We start from the raw sequence: 19,072 nt of genomic DNA on the forward strand, positions 1-19,072 counted from the left end.
TGTCACGTAGCTTGAGAGGAAATTTAGTAAGTTTCAGGTCTTGCAATTTTGTGGAGGAAGGGATAGTACGATGACATTGATTTATATCTTATTGGGGCTGGCGGGTATATGGGGACTGACTCAACTATGGCCTCTGCGTTCCCTTACTTATATTAATATCGAGGACTTGGACCTCACTCAAGAACGTTGGGGAAAGGTGAAAATCCTGGATGTCAGAGACGCGAGCGAGTATTGGACTGCTCATATTCCGGGCACAATAAATATCTCGGTTGGCAGACTGCCTGTATTGTGGAGCAAACATATTGAGCCGCATGATGAAGTATTCATCTTTTCCCGAAGTTGGATTCAGCGAAAAAAAGCTGCAAGAATTCTGGCACGTCGGGGCTTTCGGCAGTTGTATGCTGTTAGAGGTTGTTTTCTTTCAATGAATAAGGGAAACGTGGCATCTCCGTGTCCATGTATGCAATGAAGCGTTTCATTAATGGCTGTGCAACAGATTTAAGGCAAAAACAAGCAGTTGAACAAATTAAAACGGTTATTGCTAAATCTTTCGGCCGCGGCTATAATGAGAATGCGAGTTAAGGATAGTGATTGTTTAATTACAAGCTAGACCTGCTTGCACATCGTGAATTTGCGCTATATTTAGCGTTTATTTCAAGATGTGCGGGTGGGTCTTTTTATTTGTATTAAGGGGGAAATGAGATGATTATTCTTAAGATCCTTAACAATAATGTGGCGGTTACACACGACAAATTGGGTCAGGAAGTCATTGTGATGGGCAAAGGAATTGCTTACCAAAAGAGAATAGGCGATGCTCTTGATGAGCAAAGCATTGATAAAATTTACTCCCTTTCTACCAAGGAGGCATTTATCAAATTTCAGGAACTCCTGACGGAAATCCCTTTAGATTACTTCGATGTTGCGGATAGAATCATAAATTTCGCAAAAATGACGCTAGGCAAAAAACTGAATGATAGTGTATATATATCGCTCAGCGACCATGTTTTCTCAACCGTAAGCCGTTTTAGAGACGGAATCTCCCTCAAAAATGCTTTACTTTGGGATATTAAACGGTTTTACGCGGATGAGTATAAGGTTGGTTTGAAGGCGCTTCAATTCATCAAGGAGTCTTTTGATATTCAGTTTCCGGAAGATGAGGCTGGTTTCCTGGCTTTGCACATAGTCAATGCAGAGGATCGCCAAGAAAGTCAAGATATCTACAGAGTGACCAAAATCATTCAGGAAATTAGCGACATTGTCAGGTATTATTTTCAAATTGAATTCGATGAACAATCCGTAGCATTCTATCGATTTATTACGCATCTGAAATTTTTTGCGCAAAGATTAATCAGTGGAAATTTACATGAGAATGAAAGCGACCAAGATCTTCTGGATGTGATAAAAGAAAAACATCAGAATGCGTATCGTTGTGTGGGCAAAATCGAAACCTACATCAGAAACAACTACAATTACAGCCTTACGGGTGAAGAAAAACTGTATTTGACGGTCCACATTCAACGCGTGGTGTATAAGACAAGAACATGACTTAACCAGGAAAGGAGGTGAGGGTTTAAGAGTAAGCCAGGATGGTGACATTAAGTTGGCCAAACCCTTCACTATGCTGTTTCAGCTAGAATATGGAGGAGAACATAAATGGGAAAATATCAACAGTTAGCGGAAGAGATTGTGAGTCAAGTAGGGGGATCAGATAACATTAGTGACCTCACTCATTGTGTTACAAGGTTAAGATTTCATCTGAAGAACGATTCCATACCCGATGATGAAGTTATGAAAAAGCTGGACGGGGTAGTAACAGTCGTACGTTCAGGTGGGCAATATCAAGTCGTTATTGGAAATCATGTTTCTGAAGTTTATTCGGAGGTCAACTCACTAGTTAAACGGAATCCAGACAATACGAGTTCTTCAAACGAAAAAGTTGTTAAAAAGAAAAAGCCGCTGGACGCTTTCATTGATGTAATATCAAGTTTGTTTCAACCTATTCTCGGCATTCTGTTAGCTGCGGGGATGCTAAAAGGCTTCAATACGTTGTTCAGCACACTTAACCTCTATACAACGGATAGCGGGGCATATATCATCATTAATGCCATGGGGGATGCTTTGTTTATGTTCCTTCCTGTATTCTTGGGATATACATCTGCTAACAAGTTTAAAGTACAACCTTTTATCGGCATACTCATTGGATTAGCTATGTGTTATCCCGCTATTCAGTTGGATGCCTTGGCAGGTTCTAGAGAGCCGCTTTACACACTATTCAGCGGATCTGCCTTCAGTTCTCCAGTTTATCTGGATGTGTTCGGCGTTCCATTGATCAGCATGAACTACACATCCACTGTTCTGCCAATCATCATCGTTGTTTACTTTGCATCTAAAGTTCAACGTACGCTGGATAAAATTGTTCCGAGTGCGATTAAATTTTTCATGATCCCGATGGTCACGGTGCTGATTTCCTTATCCTTGGGCTTCCTATTGATCGGACCTGTTGCGAGTTATGCGTCTGAATTAATTGCTCAAGGCATACTGGTGGTACGAGACGCAAGTCCATTATTTGCAGGATTCCTTTTGGGGCTCTCATGGCAAGTACTTGTCGTGTTCGGACTGCATTGGGGACTCATCCCTTTATATATTAACAACATTACGAGCATGGGATATGACACTATCATGGCCTCCGTCTTTGCAACTTCATTTGCGCAGTTGGCCATTGTGCTTGCAATTATCGTGAAAACCAAGGATAAAAAGCTTAAGGCTCTAGGCTTCCCTTCGGCCATTTCTGCATTGTTTGGCATCACTGAACCGGTCGTTTACGGTATTATCCTGCCGCGCAAGAAGCTGTTTATTATGAGCTGTATCGTTTCGGGTGTTGCTGGTGGATTTTATGGACTGTACAACCTTAGAGAGTTTACTTTTGGTGGATTTGGTATATTTGAGTTTTTGACGATGTTCGACCCTAATGAACCAGGCACGTCTAATATTATGATTGCCATCATTGGTGTAGTGTTTGCCATGGTTGTCTCGTTTGCATTAACACTCGTCATGTTCAAGGATGATAAGCCGGAAGCTGACTCTGCTACATTGTCTGTAGATCCACCTAAATCAGTGTCTAAAGTTGGAAAAAAACATACGATGCTCAGTCCGATGAACGGGGAGATCATTCCGATTAAAGACGTTCAGGATGAGGCTTTCTCTCAAGAGCTATTAGGTCGAGGGATTGGAATTCGTCCTTCTACAGGCGAACTGTTTGCCCCCTTTGCCGGAAAAATCGTTACGCTCTTCCCGACTAAACATGCCGTTGGAATAATTTCGGATGAAGGAATGGAAGTATTGATTCACATCGGTTTTAACACCGTTCGATTGAAAGGAAAGCATTTTGAAAGTTTCGTGCAAGAAGGGGACATTGTGCATCAAGGGCAGAAACTGGTCAAATTTAACATTGCCGAGATCGAGAAAGAAGGATATTCCTTAGTAACGCCAATGATTGTTACAAACACGGAGAATTATCTGGAAATCGTCGAGACCAAAGAAAATAAAGTGAATGCAGGCGATGTGCTGCTGACAGGCTTGTTGTAAGAGAATAATTATATATCTCATAAAAAAGAAGGAGACGATAAATGTGGGATTTAAAGATGGGTTCTTATGGGGAGGGGCAACCTCGGCTAACCAATCAGAGGGAGCTTACAATGCGGACGGCAGAGGGCTAGCAAACGTTGATTTGAGCCCGACTGGCGACGTGCGAGAAAGTGTACTTATGGGACAAACTAAAATGTTTGACTTTGACGAGAATTATTACTATCCCGCTAAAGAAGCCATTGATATGTATCACCATTTTAAAGAAGATATTGCCTTGTTTGCCGAAATGGGTTTCAAGGTATATCGCTTGTCGATTGCTTGGAGCCGTATTTTCCCCAAAGGAGATGAGACAGAACCTAATGAGGCTGGGCTTCAATTCTACGAAGACTTGTTCAAAGAGTGCCAAAAGTATAATATTGAACCCCTCGTCACCATTACTCACTTTGATGTTCCAATGCATTTGGTCAAGGAGTATGGTTCATGGCGGAACAGAAAAATGGTTCATTTCTATGAAAGACTGTGTACGGTGATATTTAATCGTTACAAAGGGTTGGTTAAATATTGGATTACTTTTAATGAAATTAATATGGTCTTAGAAGCGCCATTTTTAGCAGCTGGGCTGTTCATTGAAGAACACGAAGACGCGGAAGCTGTAAAGTTCACAGCCAGTCACCATGAACTGGTAGCCAGTGCGTTGGCCACCAAAATTGCCCATGAAGTTGATCCGGAAAATATGGTAGGTTGTATGCTTGCTGCCAATGCTCCGTATCCTAGAACATGCCACCCACAGGATATATGGAAAGCGAAGCAGGTTGAGAACCAAAGCTACTTCTTCATTGACGTTCAGGTACGAGGTGAGTATCCTGTCTATACACTCAAAGATCTTGAACGCAAAAATATAGTACTCCCATTCGAAAAAGGAGACCAGGAATTACTAAAACACCACACCGTTGATTTTATCGGATTCTCGTACTATTCTTCCAGTGTGGTTAGCGCAGATCCTACACAAACGGATACGATTGGAGGCAATTTGTTCCCCAGCTTGCCTAACCCCTACTTGAAAGCTAGTGACTGGGGCTGGCAAATTGATCCACTCGGTTTGCGGATTACGATGAACAACATTTATGATCGATATCAAAAACCTTTATTCATTGTAGAAAATGGTCTCGGTGCTGCCGATATAGCGGATGAGAGCGGATATGTTGAAGATGACTATCGAATTGCTTATCTAAGCGAGCACATAAAAGCGATGAGAGATGCTGTAGAGTATGATGGCGTCGATTTGCTTGGGTATACTGTATGGGGACCGATTGACATTGTAAGTGCAAGTACGGGAGAAATGAAAAAAAGATATGGTTTCATATATGTTGACCGGGACGATGATGGTCAAGGAACATTAAAACGCTCCAAGAAAAAATCATTCGAATGGTACAAGAAGGTTATTGAGTCAAATGGTCAGAATCTGGATGCCTAATTCATAATAAGGTCAACATAAACAAAGGTCACTCCCACTTTGCTTGACAGAGTGGAAGTGACCTTATGTTTTCTAATTTTATTATTTTACAATAAAATAATTTTGCAACTGGTTTCGAAGTTTTTCACCTTCAACTTTAATCTGAACTATTGTGTTCTGTAATACCGTGTTTATTTCTTATTGCGATGTGAAATCTTCAGTCGATTTCACATCGCAATACATGCCATTAAGTGCGCCGACAAAGGCATAATGGACCTGTTCAGCTGGTACGACCTTATTTTGATAGGATAGCTCTCTCGTTGCACATGCATCTTCAATAAGTGTTGTTTCATAGCCGAGATCAACTGCAGCTCTAACGGTTGCATCAATACACATATGTGTCATCATCCCTACAACCACTACTTTGGTTATTTCTTTCTCTTTAAGTTTGCTTTGTAATTCGGTATTCAAAAAGCTGTTAGGAAAATGTTTATTAATAATACTTTCATTTTCTAATGGTAGAACAGCCTCATGTATTTTTACACCTTCCGAACCTGGAAGAAAGAAACCAATCGCTGGGTCACTTGCGATATGCTGAACATGGAAAATGTTATCCTTGTGATTTTGTCTGAACCAATCAAGCACTTTTGCAGCATTAGAAGCTGCTTTTTCAGGATTGCTTAATTCCATCTTCCCATTCGGGAAATAGTCATTTTGAATATCTACAATAATTAGAGCTGTGCTCATTATTCTCCACCTCGTATAAAATATTTTGTTACACTATGATCATAAATCGAATTGTAATTTTATTCGATAAGTTAACGAAACACTTTTATCCCAAAAAAATTCATGGTGAAAGGAATCTATTATGGAACTTGATCATATTGATTTTCAGATCCTTCGGTTACTATCTAAAAATGCACGTGTTCATTGGGAATTGGGACTTTCTTTTCTTTTACAGCCTTTGTCATTTTCTATATGAAAACAACAGACCATCATTTGTTATAAAATCAATGAACGATCGAAGAGAGGTATTGGAGGTTCACCGCGTATCGAGAGAAGGCTTTTACCATTTGACAGATTGTCAAACCAAGTGCGACAGTTCCTCTGTGAAAGATTCGTGAGCGGTTCTCCAGCCCAAGCATTTTCGGGGTCTGTGGTTAATCAGATCCAGTGAGTGGCCGAGATCTTCATCCTCTACTTGAGCGAAGTCGGTACCCTTGGGATGAAACTCCCGCAGTAGTCCATTCCCATTTTCGTTGGAACCGCGTTGCCAGGAAGAATACGGGTCAGCAAAATAGACGTGAAAGCCATGTGTGTCTTCCAGGTTTGCATAGCAAGCAAATTCCTTGCCTCTGTCAGCCGTGGCTGTAAGGAAGGTGCCTTTAGGGTACTGGGAGATGGCTACACCAAGCGCAATTTCCATGGACAAAGCGGTACGATCCGGCATGAGAATGGCGGTATACAGCCGGGTTTTGCGTTCAATGAGCGTGGCTACGCATCCTTTACTTTTCCCACGACCTGATACGACGGTATCCAGTTCCCAGTGCCCAAACGTTTCTCGGGAACGAACCTCATTGGGGCGATCCGAAATGGATCTGCCGATAGCGAATTTACCGCGAGTTTCTGTGGGTTTCTGACGCTTCCCTTTGTGTCGAAGGACCTGTAACACGCCTCGAACTAGACGTCCGGCATAGAGCCAACGATAGATGGTTTTAAAGGAGACCGACGGCAGGCCTTGGATGCGGAAACGTTCCGTGATCTGTTCCGGAGACCACGTGGCTTGCAGTTTTTCCTCCAAGGAAATAGCTAAGACTTCGGACCATTTACCAGGTGAGACAGAAGCCTTACGACGCTCCTCATACGCGCTCTGAGCCTGTTCTGCCTGATAGGCTTGCGATGAAGTAGCACGATTCAATTCACGACAAATCGTCGAAGGATGTCTTCCTAATTCTTTTGCGATGCCTCTTGAACTTTGACCTTGCCGATGGAGGATTTCTAGCTTGCTGCGCTCGATTATGCTAAGATGTCTGTAGCTCATGGTGGATTCTCCTTGTGTGAATGGTTGTTGTGGTGACTTCATTCTACACGAATCCGGCCATGGGCCATTATTTATTTATTTCCAGCGGGTGTCGCACTTCATATTACAATCTGTCATTTAAAAAAATAAAACCAGCTCTCAAGAGCAATTAAATCTTTTTCTCAGAATTGCGTGATGAATGTGTGAATTTAAGATAGTACATTTTTGTAGCTCCAAAGCTGAGTCAGAGATACCGTGAAAACTACTTTAGTGAATAGATTTTTTGATTAACAAGAATATAGTACATTCAAAGTCGCAAATTATGTGACTTTTTTGGATTTTTCAAGAACACTTTCATCAATCAATGAGAATGATCGAAACACTTTACTACATCTATGTAAAAATGGACTAAAAGCTTATAGACTATATCTTATGATGAAATAATAACTAAGAGAAAAATTTCAACTTTTATATCTGACGTTATCTAATCATTTGAAGTTTATGAATTTAATCGTAAGAGGAGTATTCAGATGAAAAAGCCACTAAAAGATCAAAAAATGGTGATGTTGATTTTACTAAGTAATATTTTCACAGCCTTTCTCGGAATTGGATTAATTGTTCCCGTTATGCCCTCTTTCAAAGACATGTTGGATTTATCCGGAAGTACAATGGGCTATCTGGTTGCAATCTATGCCTTATCCCAGTTAATTATTTCGCCTTTTGCTGGTAGATGGGTTGATCGTTTTGGAAGAAAAAAAATGATCGTTATCGGGTTACTGGTATTCAGTTTGTCAGAATTAATTTTCGGACTAGGAACACACGTTTCGATACTTTATTTGTCCAGGGTACTGGGAGGAATAAGTGCTGCGTTTATCATGCCAGCTGTAACAGCATACGTTGCTGATATTACGACTACAGAGGATAGACCAAAGGCGATGGGATACGTCTCCGCTGCGATCAGCACCGGATTTATTATTGGGCCAGGTGTGGGTGGATTTATTGCCGATTATGGAATTAGGATGCCATTTTTCTTTGCCGCTGCTATGGCACTCCTAGCCGCTATTTCCTCTTCGATTATATTAAAAGAGCCTCTGTCACATGATGAGATGCAACAACTATCGTTAAACACAAAGGGATCTAGCTTCGTTAAGGATTTAAGAAAATCAATTCAACCACTCTACTTCATAGCCTTTATTATGGTCTTTGTCCTTGCTTTCGGATTATCTGCCTACGAAACGGTATTCAGCTTGTTTTCTGATGAGAAATTTGGCTTTAGCCCCAAGGATATCGCAAGTATCATCACCATAAGTTCCATTGTAGCGGTAATTATTCAAATTTTATTGTTCGGCAAATTAGTAAATAAATTAGGCGAAAAAATGGTGATTCAGATCTGCCTAATCATGGGTTCGGTTTTAGCATTCATATCTACTATTGTCACGAGCTTTATAGCCGTTTTGATTGTAACTTGTTTTATTTTTTTAGCGTTTGATTTATTACGACCTGCCCTAACTACCTTCTTATCTAAAACTGCTGGTAAACAGCAAGGTTTTGTAGCAGGTATGAACTCTACTTACACGAGCTTGGGGAATTTTTTTGGCCCAGCATTGGGTGGTATTCTATTTGACATTAATATTCACTACCCTTACCTTTTTGCAGGAATAGTTCTGATCATTGGTTTAGGACTTACAGTATTATGGAAAGGAAAATCTAATCAAGCCTCACTACGATAAGAAGTGTTTTTAAGGGGAGAAACGCCAAGTGGAAGAGACGTGGAATATAGCCTTGAGACAACATAAAGTAGGGTGGCTGATAAAATAATCTCTCAGGAAATGTACTGTAGCACATTCCCTGAGAGATTAAAGTGTTATTGAAACGAATTCTGAGCGATGTTACTGAAAGTATTCTTAAGAACCAAAAATTGTTTTTATATGCGGTTGTTGCAACCAAACCTTCAGCGAGGTCAATTGGATATCAGGGACAACCACACGATCTTTCACGTCATAATAGTTCAGGGAATCAATATTAGCTCCGATCCAACGATAGAAGCCTCCAATACCAGCTGCTTGGTCCGCCCCCATTACTGGTGTGAGCGCTGCTTCAAAATCATCATAGTTCAAGAAATTGAATTTTAGATCTTGTCCCAACGCTTGTGTAAAACGCTCACCGAGTTCTGCACCAGTAAGTGCTTCCGAACCTGGAGCTAACAGCACTTGACCTGCCAGCTCAGGATGGGTTAACGCATAATAATGATATTGCGCTGCGTCTTCGGAGCTGATCCAAGGGATCGGTTTATCTGCTGGCACAGGGTAAAAGAGCATCCCATTATTGATCAGACCCGGAATCAAGAAGTTCTCCATATAGAGTGTGGGTTTTACCAAAATAGTTGGAATACCGCTTTGTTGTACGTACTCGATCAATTCTCGTTTAACATCCAACGTTTTGGTGTCGGTTGGTTGTTCTGGTAAAAAGCCATTCGAATTCACAACGATCAATTTCACGTGCGCTTGTCGAGCTGCTTCAACGGCATTCGTAATTTGTTGCTTCATTAATGCTGTGTCATACTCGATTGGCATATTCAAGAAGACTTTATTAACACCATTATTAACTTCATTCAGCGATTCAGGTACAGACAGATCTCCAACAAATGCCTCTATACCTTGTTCTTTTAAAGTCGCTACGTTTTTGTCATGACGTGTAATGGTGCGAACAGCTACCCCTTGGGAAGTTAACAATCTTGCTACGGCTCCACCTTGTACCCCTGACGCTCCATAGACTAATATCGTTTCCATATATACAACAGCTCCTTATAGTTACATTCATTTGTTCAGTATTGAACTAAATGTTATATTTATAATAACTAACTCACAAACTTTATGTAAGTACGCACATTCGGGATATCAGGTATCTCCCGTGATACTTTTGGAGGTAAACTTATGGAGATCGAACCACTGGAAAATTGCAGTCCTTGTCCGGTTGAATTTGCAGTCAATACAATCGGTGGCAAGTGGAAAATTCTAATTTTGTACCATTTATTGAATAAAGATATTATACGGTTTAACGAACTACAAAAATCACTCTCCACGGTGACGCATCGTACACTTACGCGTCAATTGCGTGAGCTTGAAGAAGATGGGCTAGTGAGCCGCGTTGCTTATGCTGAAATGCCTCCTCGTGTCGAATACTCACTAACAGATAAAGGACATAGTCTCACCCCGATTCTATTGCAATTGCAAAACTGGGGTCTACAACATATGTAAGCACCTTGAACACAAGAAAACACCATTAAAGTCGCTGTAATAGCCAATTTTCCTATTATAAGGAGTCGGTATTATTCATGCTCATATCTGAATTAAACTGATATTTAAAAGATGCCCCCAATGATTGAATACATCATTGGGGGCATCTTTTATTTAAATCATGTATAAAGATAGCTTTTTACCTCTCGAATAGTTCAGCTGAGGCATTCAGCAATTATAAATCTAAGGATAAGCTTATTTAAAATACTTTGAGAAAGAAGACTTCCTCGTAGATGAAACGACTAGTAGCAGACCAGCCATTCATAATTAAAGTGTAAACCCGGGATAATAATGCTTTAAGAAAAAAAAGATCTAATAAGGGGACAAAACTGATGAAGGGTCGATTTAAATTTACAGTCTTTATTTTAATAATGCTGGTAATTGTAAGTGGTTGTCAAAATACTTCAAAACAACAAGTTCGACCATGCTAATTTAAGAGGAATTCTTAAAGAAGCTAGTATCCTATGCGTATCTTAACACTTAATCCATTGAAGACATAAGACAGAATACGATTTTGATGGGAAAAATCACAGGCAATGAGCAGCTTTTTATATTCCAGAATTTTAACTAATGGCCAGAAAAAAAAGGTTTCCAAATGTCGTGGGACAAGAACTTGGTCCGATTACTGATTGGCAAAGAAGAGGTTCACCATAGAGATCAAAGGATGTATATTGAAACATTAGATGTTGAATTTGCTCTTACAGTGTTTGGGTTTTGATTGGTACTGTTGTAAGTAATCTGAGGCCTATTAACCAGACCGATTCTGTATCACATACAAATAAAGAGGAGTATGGTTGAACAACAATTTAAAGAATTTTCTAAAAAATGTCCCTTTAGAACTACCTCGTTTGTTGTACATATATAGACTTCATCGTGAATACCTGGGAGGTGCCTTAAAGAAACATGGATGAGGAAACCGAATACAGAATTAAAAGAGTACAAGCGGGCGAAATTCAGGACTACGTTTATATCGTTCAAAAATACCAAAAACAGATATTTATGTATTGTTGGAGACTTATTTCAAACAAACAGGAAGCAGAGGATGCTGTTCAGGACGTTCTGGTTAAGGCTTATGAGAAGATAGATCTCTATAAACCTGAGGTGAATTTCTCCGCCTGGCTCTACAAAATAGCCTATCATCACTGCATAAACATAATCCGTCGAAAAAAAATGCAACAGAAATGGAAGTTCAGACTAATGGCTCAAGATCAAACTGCCATTAGTCCTGCAGAGATGCTGGATAAGCAACTCTTTAACGAACCACTATGCCGGGCGCTTGAAAAACTAAATGTAGTTGAACGGAACCTACTGATTCTGCGCGTTTTTGAAGAAAAATCGTTTGTAGAAATAGCTGAAATTTTGAATAAAAGTCCCGATGCCGTCAAGAAAAAGTTTGCTAGAACCAAAATCAAACTCAAAAAATGGATGACACCAAAGGAGGAAGAACTATGCCAAAATTACAACGTACTTCTCAAAACGAAAATCTGAAAGAAATGGATCTCTTGATCCAAGAGGAGTTTCAGAATTTTGATGTCACTGACAAAGTCATGACTCGGGTCCATAAGCTGGCAGTTCACAAGAGAGGCTTGCATGTCAGAGCACGAGTTCGTCAAAGAGTCGTGGTTCTCGGGCTAACCGCAATGTTCGTTCTTGGAGTATCAGTGACAGGGTATGCGGCCTCACAATATATTGAATTCCTTAACAATAAAGGAGAGGTGGTACTAAACACTGCAGCCGCCAAAGAGCCTACTGACTTTGTTACCAATTACACAAAAAGACTGGGCTTTTACACAAATCAGATTAAAGAACAATTGCGACCTGGGGATTATGTAGCCTATTATGTCAAAGATGAGTTAATTAACAACGCTGATAAATTAACCCCCGTAAAATTTGAATATAAGTGGATCGAATATTCAAATTTCAGCAGTTTGCAAGCTGAAATTACACGGACGCAAGCTCCAGTTTTAAAATCAATAACGCAACTTCCTCAAGGGTACCAGTTTGATTACGGATACGTTTATCCTGCCGATCTGTATACAAACCATCTCGCAGATGCTGCTTACCTGAAGTTAACAGACGACCTTAAAAGACAAGCTGAATCTTCTTCGGATGGGCAACGGGTCTATATTCAAAAACTGAATTGGAACAAGGCTGACTTCTCTTTGGCACGCTATGTTAAGGGGAAGAACGTTGTAACTGTAATGGCAACAAGAATATTCCCCGACTCCAAAGTGACCATATTCCAGGACGATCAGGCTAAATCCGAGAAGCTGAACATTCAAGGTAATGAGGTCTATTATATTCAATCCGATATTAAGGATAGGGAAACTAATTCCGTTCCTTACCAACGGATTGGATGGAGGGACGATCACAATCATTTGTTGTATGAAATATCCAATAATAGGGACAGTAATTTAGGTAAAAAGGATCTGGTCAAAATCGCTGAAGAGATTCTGACATCTCCTTAGTGCTCTAAACAACAAAGGGATAAACATGGCACTTTAGACATTAGTTCTGCTTTACTGAAGGACACAAGATATGCGGCAGCACTGATATGTGAATCTAACTCCAGATGATAATTTAATTTAATATGTCGAGGGACAAGAACATAGTCCGATTACCGATTAGGCATTAAAACTAAACGGTTCTTTTCCTCGTTAATTCATTAAGCTAACGGGCAGGATACTTCGGGAGATCTTGGTGCTTCTGAGATTTCGTTACACAACTAGCTGCAGTTTTGCTATTTTTAGAATTTGCAATTCAAGTAAAAAAAGGACAGGGATGACCTGTCCTTTCTTTATAGATGAGTGTAAAATCCTGATGAGTTTACGGTTCGATCAAGGTTTACAGATCTACTTTCAAGGTGCCCAGCATCTTGGCGAATTTCGGATCGTGGTAGGATAAGAAAAGACTTTCCCGTGTATCGAGGGTGGCAATCTGTTGCATATCGTCTGCGCTCAACTCAAAATCGAAAATGTCGAAGTTTTCGACGATCCGCTCTTTTCTCACCGATTTTGGAATAACAACGACTTCACGCTGAACAAGCCAGCGCAGCACGACCTGAGCGACGGACTGGTTGTGTTTTTCTGCTATCGAGGCCAGAACTTCGTTACCGAACATGTTGCCCTTTCCTTCAGCGAACGGCGCCCACGACTGGTGCTGCACTCCCTGCTCTTTCATAAAAGCGGTACTCTCGATCTGCTGGTAGAACGGATGCGTTTCAACCTGGTTGACTGCAGGTACGATTTCGTTATGCACGATGAGGTCCATCAGACGGTCGGGCAGGAAGTTGCTGACACCGATCGCCTTGATCTTGCCTTCACGGTATAGGTCTTCCATCGCACGCCAAGCGCCATAGTAATCGCCGAACGGCTGGTGTATAAGGTATAGATCGAGATATTCGAGCTGTAACTTCTTCAAGGATTTGGCAAACGCCAGCTTGGCACTCTCGTATCCTGCATCTTGAACCCAGAGCTTGGTCGTGATGAACAGCTCCTCACGCGGCACGCCACTGCGCTTGATCGCGCGTCCGACCGCTTCCTCGTTCAGATAACCGGCGGCGGTGTCGATCAGGCGGTAACCGGCCATCAGCGCTTCATATACCGCGTTCTCGCATTCTTCAGCATCGGGAACCTGGTAGACTCCGAAGCCGATAATCGGCATTTTCACTCCGTTGTTCAATGTTACGTTTTGCATTTTAACTCCTCCTAGTATTTAAATGTATGATAGCAAACGGCGCGTATCCCGGGAATCGGGCACTGCAGCGGTAATTCCACTTACGGCTGAATTGCATTACAATAAGCTTAGAACCTTCGTGCTACACGAAGTCAAGTCGTCTTCACAACTTTATTTTCCAAGGAGGAATTGACATGTATACGGTCAAAGAAGCCGCCCAGATAACGGGACTCACCCAGCACGCCGTGCGTTTTTACACGGATAAAGGCCTGGTGCCTAGCGTACAGCGCAATCAAAATAACATTCGGATGTTCAACGACGAATCAATCAACTGGCTGCATGGCGTGAAATGCCTCAAGCAATCCGGGATGCCGATTGAATTCATTAAAAAGTATATCGATCTCTGTCTCGAAGGGGATTCGACCATTCCGCAACGCTTCGCACTTATGATGGAGCATAAAGAAGCGGCGCTCGTTCAGCTTGAAGAAGCCAAACAGCACGTTGCCCATTTAGAACAAAAAACCGACCTATATCAGGCCATTCTGGAGCACCGCACTCCAGACACGACCAATCCCGGTAACTGGGACAAAATTCAGCATATGCATGCTGACGTATTTTACTCGTCCTCTGTTCGGAAGGCGTGAGACATATTTTGAGCACATCAACCGTTTTGGGGAAAATCTTCGGTTTAAAACTCTTGATTGGCTTGCAATGAACTAGATTCACATCAATCTAGATTGAACTAACGGGAGACTATAGTTTAGAGGGGCTTGGTATGAAAAACATTTTTCTGATTGGCGGTACAATGGGCGTAGGAAAAACAACAACTTGCCAAATTATGAAGGATAAATTGAGCAACAGCGTATTTCTTGATGGGGACTGGTGCTGGGACATGCGTCCATTTCAAGTGACCGAGGAAATCAAAGAGATGGTTATGCAAAATATATGCTTCCTTTTGAATAATTTTATCAAGTGTACCGTTTATGAAAATATTGTCTTTTGCTGGGTAATGCATCAGCAAGCTATTGTTGATGAGATTATTACACGTCTTGATACACAAGGTTGCAAAGTGCATCTCATATCCTTGGTATGCAGTATAGAGGCATTGAAAGAACGGCTGACTAAAGATGTAGATGTCGGAAATCGTACGGAAGATATATTATTAAGAAGCCTAGAGCGCATTCCTCTATACGAACAACTGAATACAACTAAAGTGGATGTCTCGAACATCACCGCCGAGCAAGCAGCAGACTTTATTATTCAGCGGTTCTCAATACCAACTAATTGAATGTGTAGTCTGGTTTCGCATGGAACAAATCTATACGATAAGAATGCTGAATTGCACTGAACCGGTCTGGAGAACAGGTTGAGAAGTTAGAGTTACCGTTTGAATGTACAATTAAACAAGGTAAGTAGCATAGAAAACGTACTGATTCAATATAAAGAAGAAGCATAGTTTGATGGTATTACAATTGTAAATTATTACTCAGGGTATTCCACTAACGGGAAACGTTAGTTGAGTAATAGCAAGGAGCAGTTTGCCGTTGGTAGCTGCTCCTTTTTTAATTAAGATAACTGGCGGTTAATGGAGCAGTTAGATAGAATAGTTGGTATTAAAAGCTTTGGAAAATGGTTTTAGATCGGAGATGAGGTTGATCTGTGACACTATTTTATTATATTGTGCAAGCCATGAGCTTCCTTATGTTACGAATGTGAACCCTGCCGCTAAGGATGATAAACTTATGGAGGTCTACAATACGGAAGAGGATGCAGCAGGATTATATATAACCGGTTTAGTAGAGCTTTTCAAATATATACGCAGCAATATGAGAATAGGTAAGGACTTAGAGTTGTATTGCTGCTGAGCGCACGGACAGGAAAGATTTTTGGATGCTCCAAATAAAGAACTCGACCTCGTGATTGAACTAGCTTAAGAAGTGAATCAAGGTACAGTTTTCCAATAAGCTAACGAAGAAACGTTAGTTCAATAAAACCAAGGAAGAAGCAGCTGATGATGTGATGGAATGACAAAATGTCGAAGGACAAAAACATAGTCCAGTTGAAGTCGCTATTATAGTGGCTTTTTTTTTAGGAACCAAGTCTTGTCCCAAGCTGAGGACAAAAACATTGTGTCATTTCGGATTAGGTAATTATCTAAATAGTATTATGATGGAATCCTGTGGCGAGAGCTTGAGTAAGTTTTTTTGTATCATGAACTAACTTTTTTAGGCAGACAATCATGAACAACATCGTCGGTAAAACCAAACAATATGCCCAGTTTATCTATCTATCTATCTATCTATCGCCTGGCTACAACCTTTGTCGTGTCAAGGGAAGATGAGTTGCACGGGGATGACGGCGTTCTTAGGAGAATAAATATCTTCCATCTGTTCACATAACAGCTTGACGGCTGTTCGTGCCATTTCCTGTTCATCCTGCTGCACATAAGCTACGCCTGAAAGATGTGGATTATCGAAAGATAGTAAATCGATATTTGAGTGTTCGTTCAGAAGACTGATCGCGGCGGATGTAAGGCGTGCTGTTTCTTCAGTCAAGGAGAAGGCTGCCGAAATTCCACTGTGGTTCTGCAAGAAGTTGCTTACATAGTCCAATGCTTGCTCGCTGCGTAGAATGTCGAGAGGAATGTGACACCACAAGCGCTTGTCAATCGAGATGCCTTGATCTGTGTACGCCTGCTCGAAGCCGAGCGTGCGGTCCTCGACGGCTGTATTGGCATTTTCAGGTGAGATGAGCGCAATCTGCTGATGACTCTTGGATAGCAAATGGGACACAGCTTTATACGCACCGCCGTAATTGTCGGATGTAATGGTGTACGTCTCAATGTTGCGCAGATAGCGGTCGATGAACACACACGGGAATTTATCGAGCGACAGACGCAGTAATGATTCGTTGTACTTCTCATCTTCTGTTGGAAAAACGATCAGCCCCTTCACACCGAGCTCCGTTAGTGTACGAATGACGTTTGATTCGATAGAGGAAGACTCGCGCGTGATGCTTAGTACCATGCTGAGGCCGGCTTCTTGTAGGTAGTGTTCCGTGTAGTCAACGAGCTTCTGAATGACACGGGTTCTCATCGTCGGAATGATGAAGCCGATGAGCGGCATGGAGGACGCGCTGCATGGGGATGGCGAGAAATTGATGCTAGAAACAACAAGACTAGAAGAGACGAATGAGCCTTTGCCTTGTACGCGTATAATTAATCCCTCGTCAGCTAGTAGGGTTAGGGCGTTCCTGACGGTAATTTTACTTACTCTGAATTCGTCCATTAGTTCTTGTTCAGAAGGAATGCGATCCGTTGGCCGAAGCTGCCCTGATTTAATTTTCTGTATAATGTTTTCTCGAATTTGTTTGTAGAGCGCCAGCTTTTTCAAAGAGTAGCATCTCCCCATAAACTTTATGATTTTATAATCAATTGGTTATATAAAGCTTATTTCATATATATTATAATACGGCATGTAAAGCGCTTACAATATGGAATCTAAGAAATTGTTGCGAAGGGGTCTTTTCTTTGAAAGGTTAGAATTATGTTAAGGATGGTGGTGCCAAGGTGTATTGAAACCGCTTAAATTAACAGAACTAACTAGTCAGCCAACTTTTCAAATGCATAACAAAAAAAGAGAGGATGACGAACAAATGAAAAAACGCAGTGCTTTAATCTCCATCGTTACACTCCTTATTATGTCACTTGTTTTTACTGCATGTGGTAATCCTTCCGGTTCAAAAACGGAAACGCAGCAATTAGGCGCTAATGCCGGTGAGAATGCAACAGAATTATCATTTTGGACATTCGTAGATTTGCACGGCAAGCATTTGGATAAAATGCTGGGGTTATGGAACCAACAGAACCCAGACAAACAGATTAAGTTGAATGTAACGGTTATGCCTTACGATGATATGCACAACAAGCTCTTATTGGCAGTTACAAGCGGAAAAGGTGCTCCTGATATCGCGGATATTGAGCTTGGTAAATTTCCTAAATTCTTGGAAGGTGACAACGTTCCACTGGAATCTTTGAATGATGTATTTGCACCATACAAAGACGTTGTTGTTCCTTCACGTGTCGAGATTTATTCCAAAGCCGAACAGGTTTATGGATTCGATTATCACGTAGGTGCGACGCTTGCTTTCTACAATACTGAAATTCTCGAGCAAGCAGGTGTTGACTACAAGACAATCAAAACGTGGGAAGATTACAAACAAGCAGGTATCAAGGTTTATGAAAAGACTGGCAAGTACTTAGGTACTGCTGATACATCAGCTACATGGCAAGCATCGCTGCTACTAGCTCAGCAAAACGCTGATTTTACAGATGAAAATGGTAATCCAAAAGTGAACTCACCTGAAATGATTAAAGCGTATGAAATGTTAGTCGATCTGCAGAAGAACAATGTTATTCATACGATCCCTGGCGGACAACCCGACACAGAAGAAGCAAAAGGCGAATACAACAAAGGCAACTACGCAAGTGCATTGATGCCTGAATGGTACATGTCCCGCTTTGTAAACGAAATGAAAGACCTTAAAGGTAAGTATGCAATAGCTCCATTGCCTGTATTTGAAGAAGGTAATCCTCGTTCCGTTGGCTTAGGCGGTACTGGCACAGTTGTTACTAAGAATGGTAAAGACGTTCAGTTGGCAAAAGAATTTGTAGCCTTTGCTAAGCTTTCGAAAGAAGCTACTACTGAAATCTGGAATACACTTGGATTTGACCCAATTAACATGGAAGTATGGAAAGATGATGCAGTTACAAAAAACCCTGATAATGAATACGTCCAATACTTTAAAACAAATGCATTTGATACTTTGAATGAAATCAAGGACGAAATTAGAGCGATTAAGTCCGTTAAAGCCTCACCAACCATCGGCAATATATTCAATACGGTAACTTTGAATGCTATCTTTGAAGATGGCCAAGACGTGAAGGAAGCTTTGGATGAAGCACAAGCAGCAATTGAACAAGAATTGAAATAAATATAATAAGTAAATGATTTGATTAGACCTGTCGGCAGGTATAGTAGTCGG

16 protein-coding genes are annotated in these 19,072 nt (G+C 41.0%); 11 read left to right on the forward strand and 5 right to left on the reverse strand.

Annotation, left to right across the window (positions count from 1 at the left end; genetic code table 11):
- Positions 1-70: 70 nt before the first annotated feature.
- The 4 genes from MHB43_RS17625 (at position 71) to MHB43_RS17640 (ending at position 5,059) form a co-directional block, all read left to right on the forward strand.
- Positions 71-469, forward strand: a complete 399-nt coding sequence (locus MHB43_RS17625; protein ID WP_339176850.1) for a rhodanese-like domain-containing protein — start codon at positions 71-73, stop codon at positions 467-469.
- A gap of 233 nt (positions 470-702) precedes the next feature.
- Entirely contained in the window at positions 703-1,545 is an 843-nt protein-coding gene (gene licT, locus MHB43_RS17630; protein ID WP_339176851.1) for a BglG family transcription antiterminator LicT, read from the forward strand.
- Positions 1,546-1,653: 108 nt separating this feature from the next.
- Positions 1,654-3,585: a beta-glucoside-specific PTS transporter subunit IIABC gene (locus MHB43_RS17635; RefSeq protein WP_339176853.1), complete on the forward strand. Its 1,932-nt coding sequence runs from the start codon at positions 1,654-1,656 to the stop codon at positions 3,583-3,585.
- Positions 3,586-3,628: 43 nt separating this feature from the next.
- Entirely contained in the window at positions 3,629-5,059 is a 1,431-nt protein-coding gene (locus MHB43_RS17640) for a 6-phospho-beta-glucosidase (RefSeq protein ID WP_339176854.1), read from the forward strand.
- Between the two features lie 177 nt (positions 5,060-5,236).
- Here the strand turns inward: MHB43_RS17640 and MHB43_RS17645 are convergent, their stop codons facing one another.
- On the reverse strand, positions 5,237-5,785 hold the full coding sequence (locus MHB43_RS17645; RefSeq protein ID WP_339176855.1) for a cysteine hydrolase family protein: 549 nt from the start codon (positions 5,783-5,785) through the stop codon (positions 5,237-5,239).
- A 337-nt stretch (positions 5,786-6,122) separates the two neighbouring features.
- Entirely contained in the window at positions 6,123-7,079 is a 957-nt protein-coding gene (locus tag MHB43_RS17650) for an IS30 family transposase (RefSeq protein WP_076210700.1), read from the reverse strand.
- A gap of 509 nt (positions 7,080-7,588) precedes the next feature.
- Between MHB43_RS17650 and MHB43_RS17655 the strand changes: the two genes are divergently transcribed.
- Complete coding sequence (locus MHB43_RS17655) at positions 7,589-8,788, forward strand: MFS transporter (protein WP_339176856.1); 1,200 nt, start codon at positions 7,589-7,591, stop codon at positions 8,786-8,788.
- A gap of 174 nt (positions 8,789-8,962) precedes the next feature.
- On the opposite strand, the gene MHB43_RS17660 is transcribed toward MHB43_RS17655, so the two are convergent.
- Entirely contained in the window at positions 8,963-9,847 is an 885-nt protein-coding gene (locus tag MHB43_RS17660; protein WP_339176857.1) for an NmrA family NAD(P)-binding protein, read from the reverse strand.
- A gap of 144 nt (positions 9,848-9,991) precedes the next feature.
- Here MHB43_RS17660 and MHB43_RS17665 point away from each other — a divergent pair, with 144 nt between their 5' ends.
- From MHB43_RS17665 to MHB43_RS17675, 3 genes are all read left to right on the forward strand, one after another.
- Entirely contained in the window at positions 9,992-10,315 is a 324-nt protein-coding gene (locus MHB43_RS17665) for a helix-turn-helix domain-containing protein (protein ID WP_339176858.1), read from the forward strand.
- Positions 10,316-11,257: 942 nt separating this feature from the next.
- Entirely contained in the window at positions 11,258-11,842 is a 585-nt protein-coding gene (locus MHB43_RS17670; RefSeq protein ID WP_339176859.1) for a sigma-70 family RNA polymerase sigma factor, read from the forward strand.
- Positions 11,803-12,822, forward strand: a complete 1,020-nt coding sequence (locus tag MHB43_RS17675) for a DUF4367 domain-containing protein (protein ID WP_339176861.1) — start codon at positions 11,803-11,805, stop codon at positions 12,820-12,822. The genes MHB43_RS17670 and MHB43_RS17675 overlap by 40 nt, the downstream gene beginning before the upstream one ends.
- A gap of 376 nt (positions 12,823-13,198) precedes the next feature.
- Here the strand turns inward: MHB43_RS17675 and MHB43_RS17680 are convergent, their stop codons facing one another.
- Positions 13,199-14,050, reverse strand: a complete 852-nt coding sequence (locus tag MHB43_RS17680) for an aldo/keto reductase (RefSeq protein WP_145321661.1) — start codon at positions 14,048-14,050, stop codon at positions 13,199-13,201.
- Between the two features lie 173 nt (positions 14,051-14,223).
- Here MHB43_RS17680 and MHB43_RS17685 point away from each other — a divergent pair, with 173 nt between their 5' ends.
- Positions 14,224-14,673 carry a MerR family transcriptional regulator gene (locus MHB43_RS17685; protein ID WP_339176864.1) on the forward strand — a complete coding sequence of 150 codons (450 nt, stop codon included), beginning with the start codon at positions 14,224-14,226 and terminating at the stop codon, positions 14,671-14,673.
- Between the two features lie 131 nt (positions 14,674-14,804).
- Positions 14,805-15,317: an AAA family ATPase gene (locus tag MHB43_RS17690; RefSeq protein WP_339176865.1), complete on the forward strand. Its 513-nt coding sequence runs from the start codon at positions 14,805-14,807 to the stop codon at positions 15,315-15,317.
- A 1,039-nt stretch (positions 15,318-16,356) separates the two neighbouring features.
- Here MHB43_RS17690 and MHB43_RS17695 read toward each other — a convergent pair.
- Complete coding sequence (locus tag MHB43_RS17695) at positions 16,357-17,421, reverse strand: GntR family transcriptional regulator (protein WP_339176867.1); 1,065 nt, start codon at positions 17,419-17,421, stop codon at positions 16,357-16,359.
- A 262-nt stretch (positions 17,422-17,683) separates the two neighbouring features.
- Here MHB43_RS17695 and MHB43_RS17700 point away from each other — a divergent pair, with 262 nt between their 5' ends.
- Entirely contained in the window at positions 17,684-19,021 is a 1,338-nt protein-coding gene (locus MHB43_RS17700; RefSeq protein ID WP_237175749.1) for an ABC transporter substrate-binding protein, read from the forward strand.
- The last annotated feature ends 51 nt before the right edge of the window (positions 19,022-19,072 follow it).

It is taken from the genome of Paenibacillus sp. FSL H8-0317, from assembly GCF_045040685.1.
Classification (GTDB): domain Bacteria; phylum Bacillota; class Bacilli; order Paenibacillales; family Paenibacillaceae; genus Paenibacillus.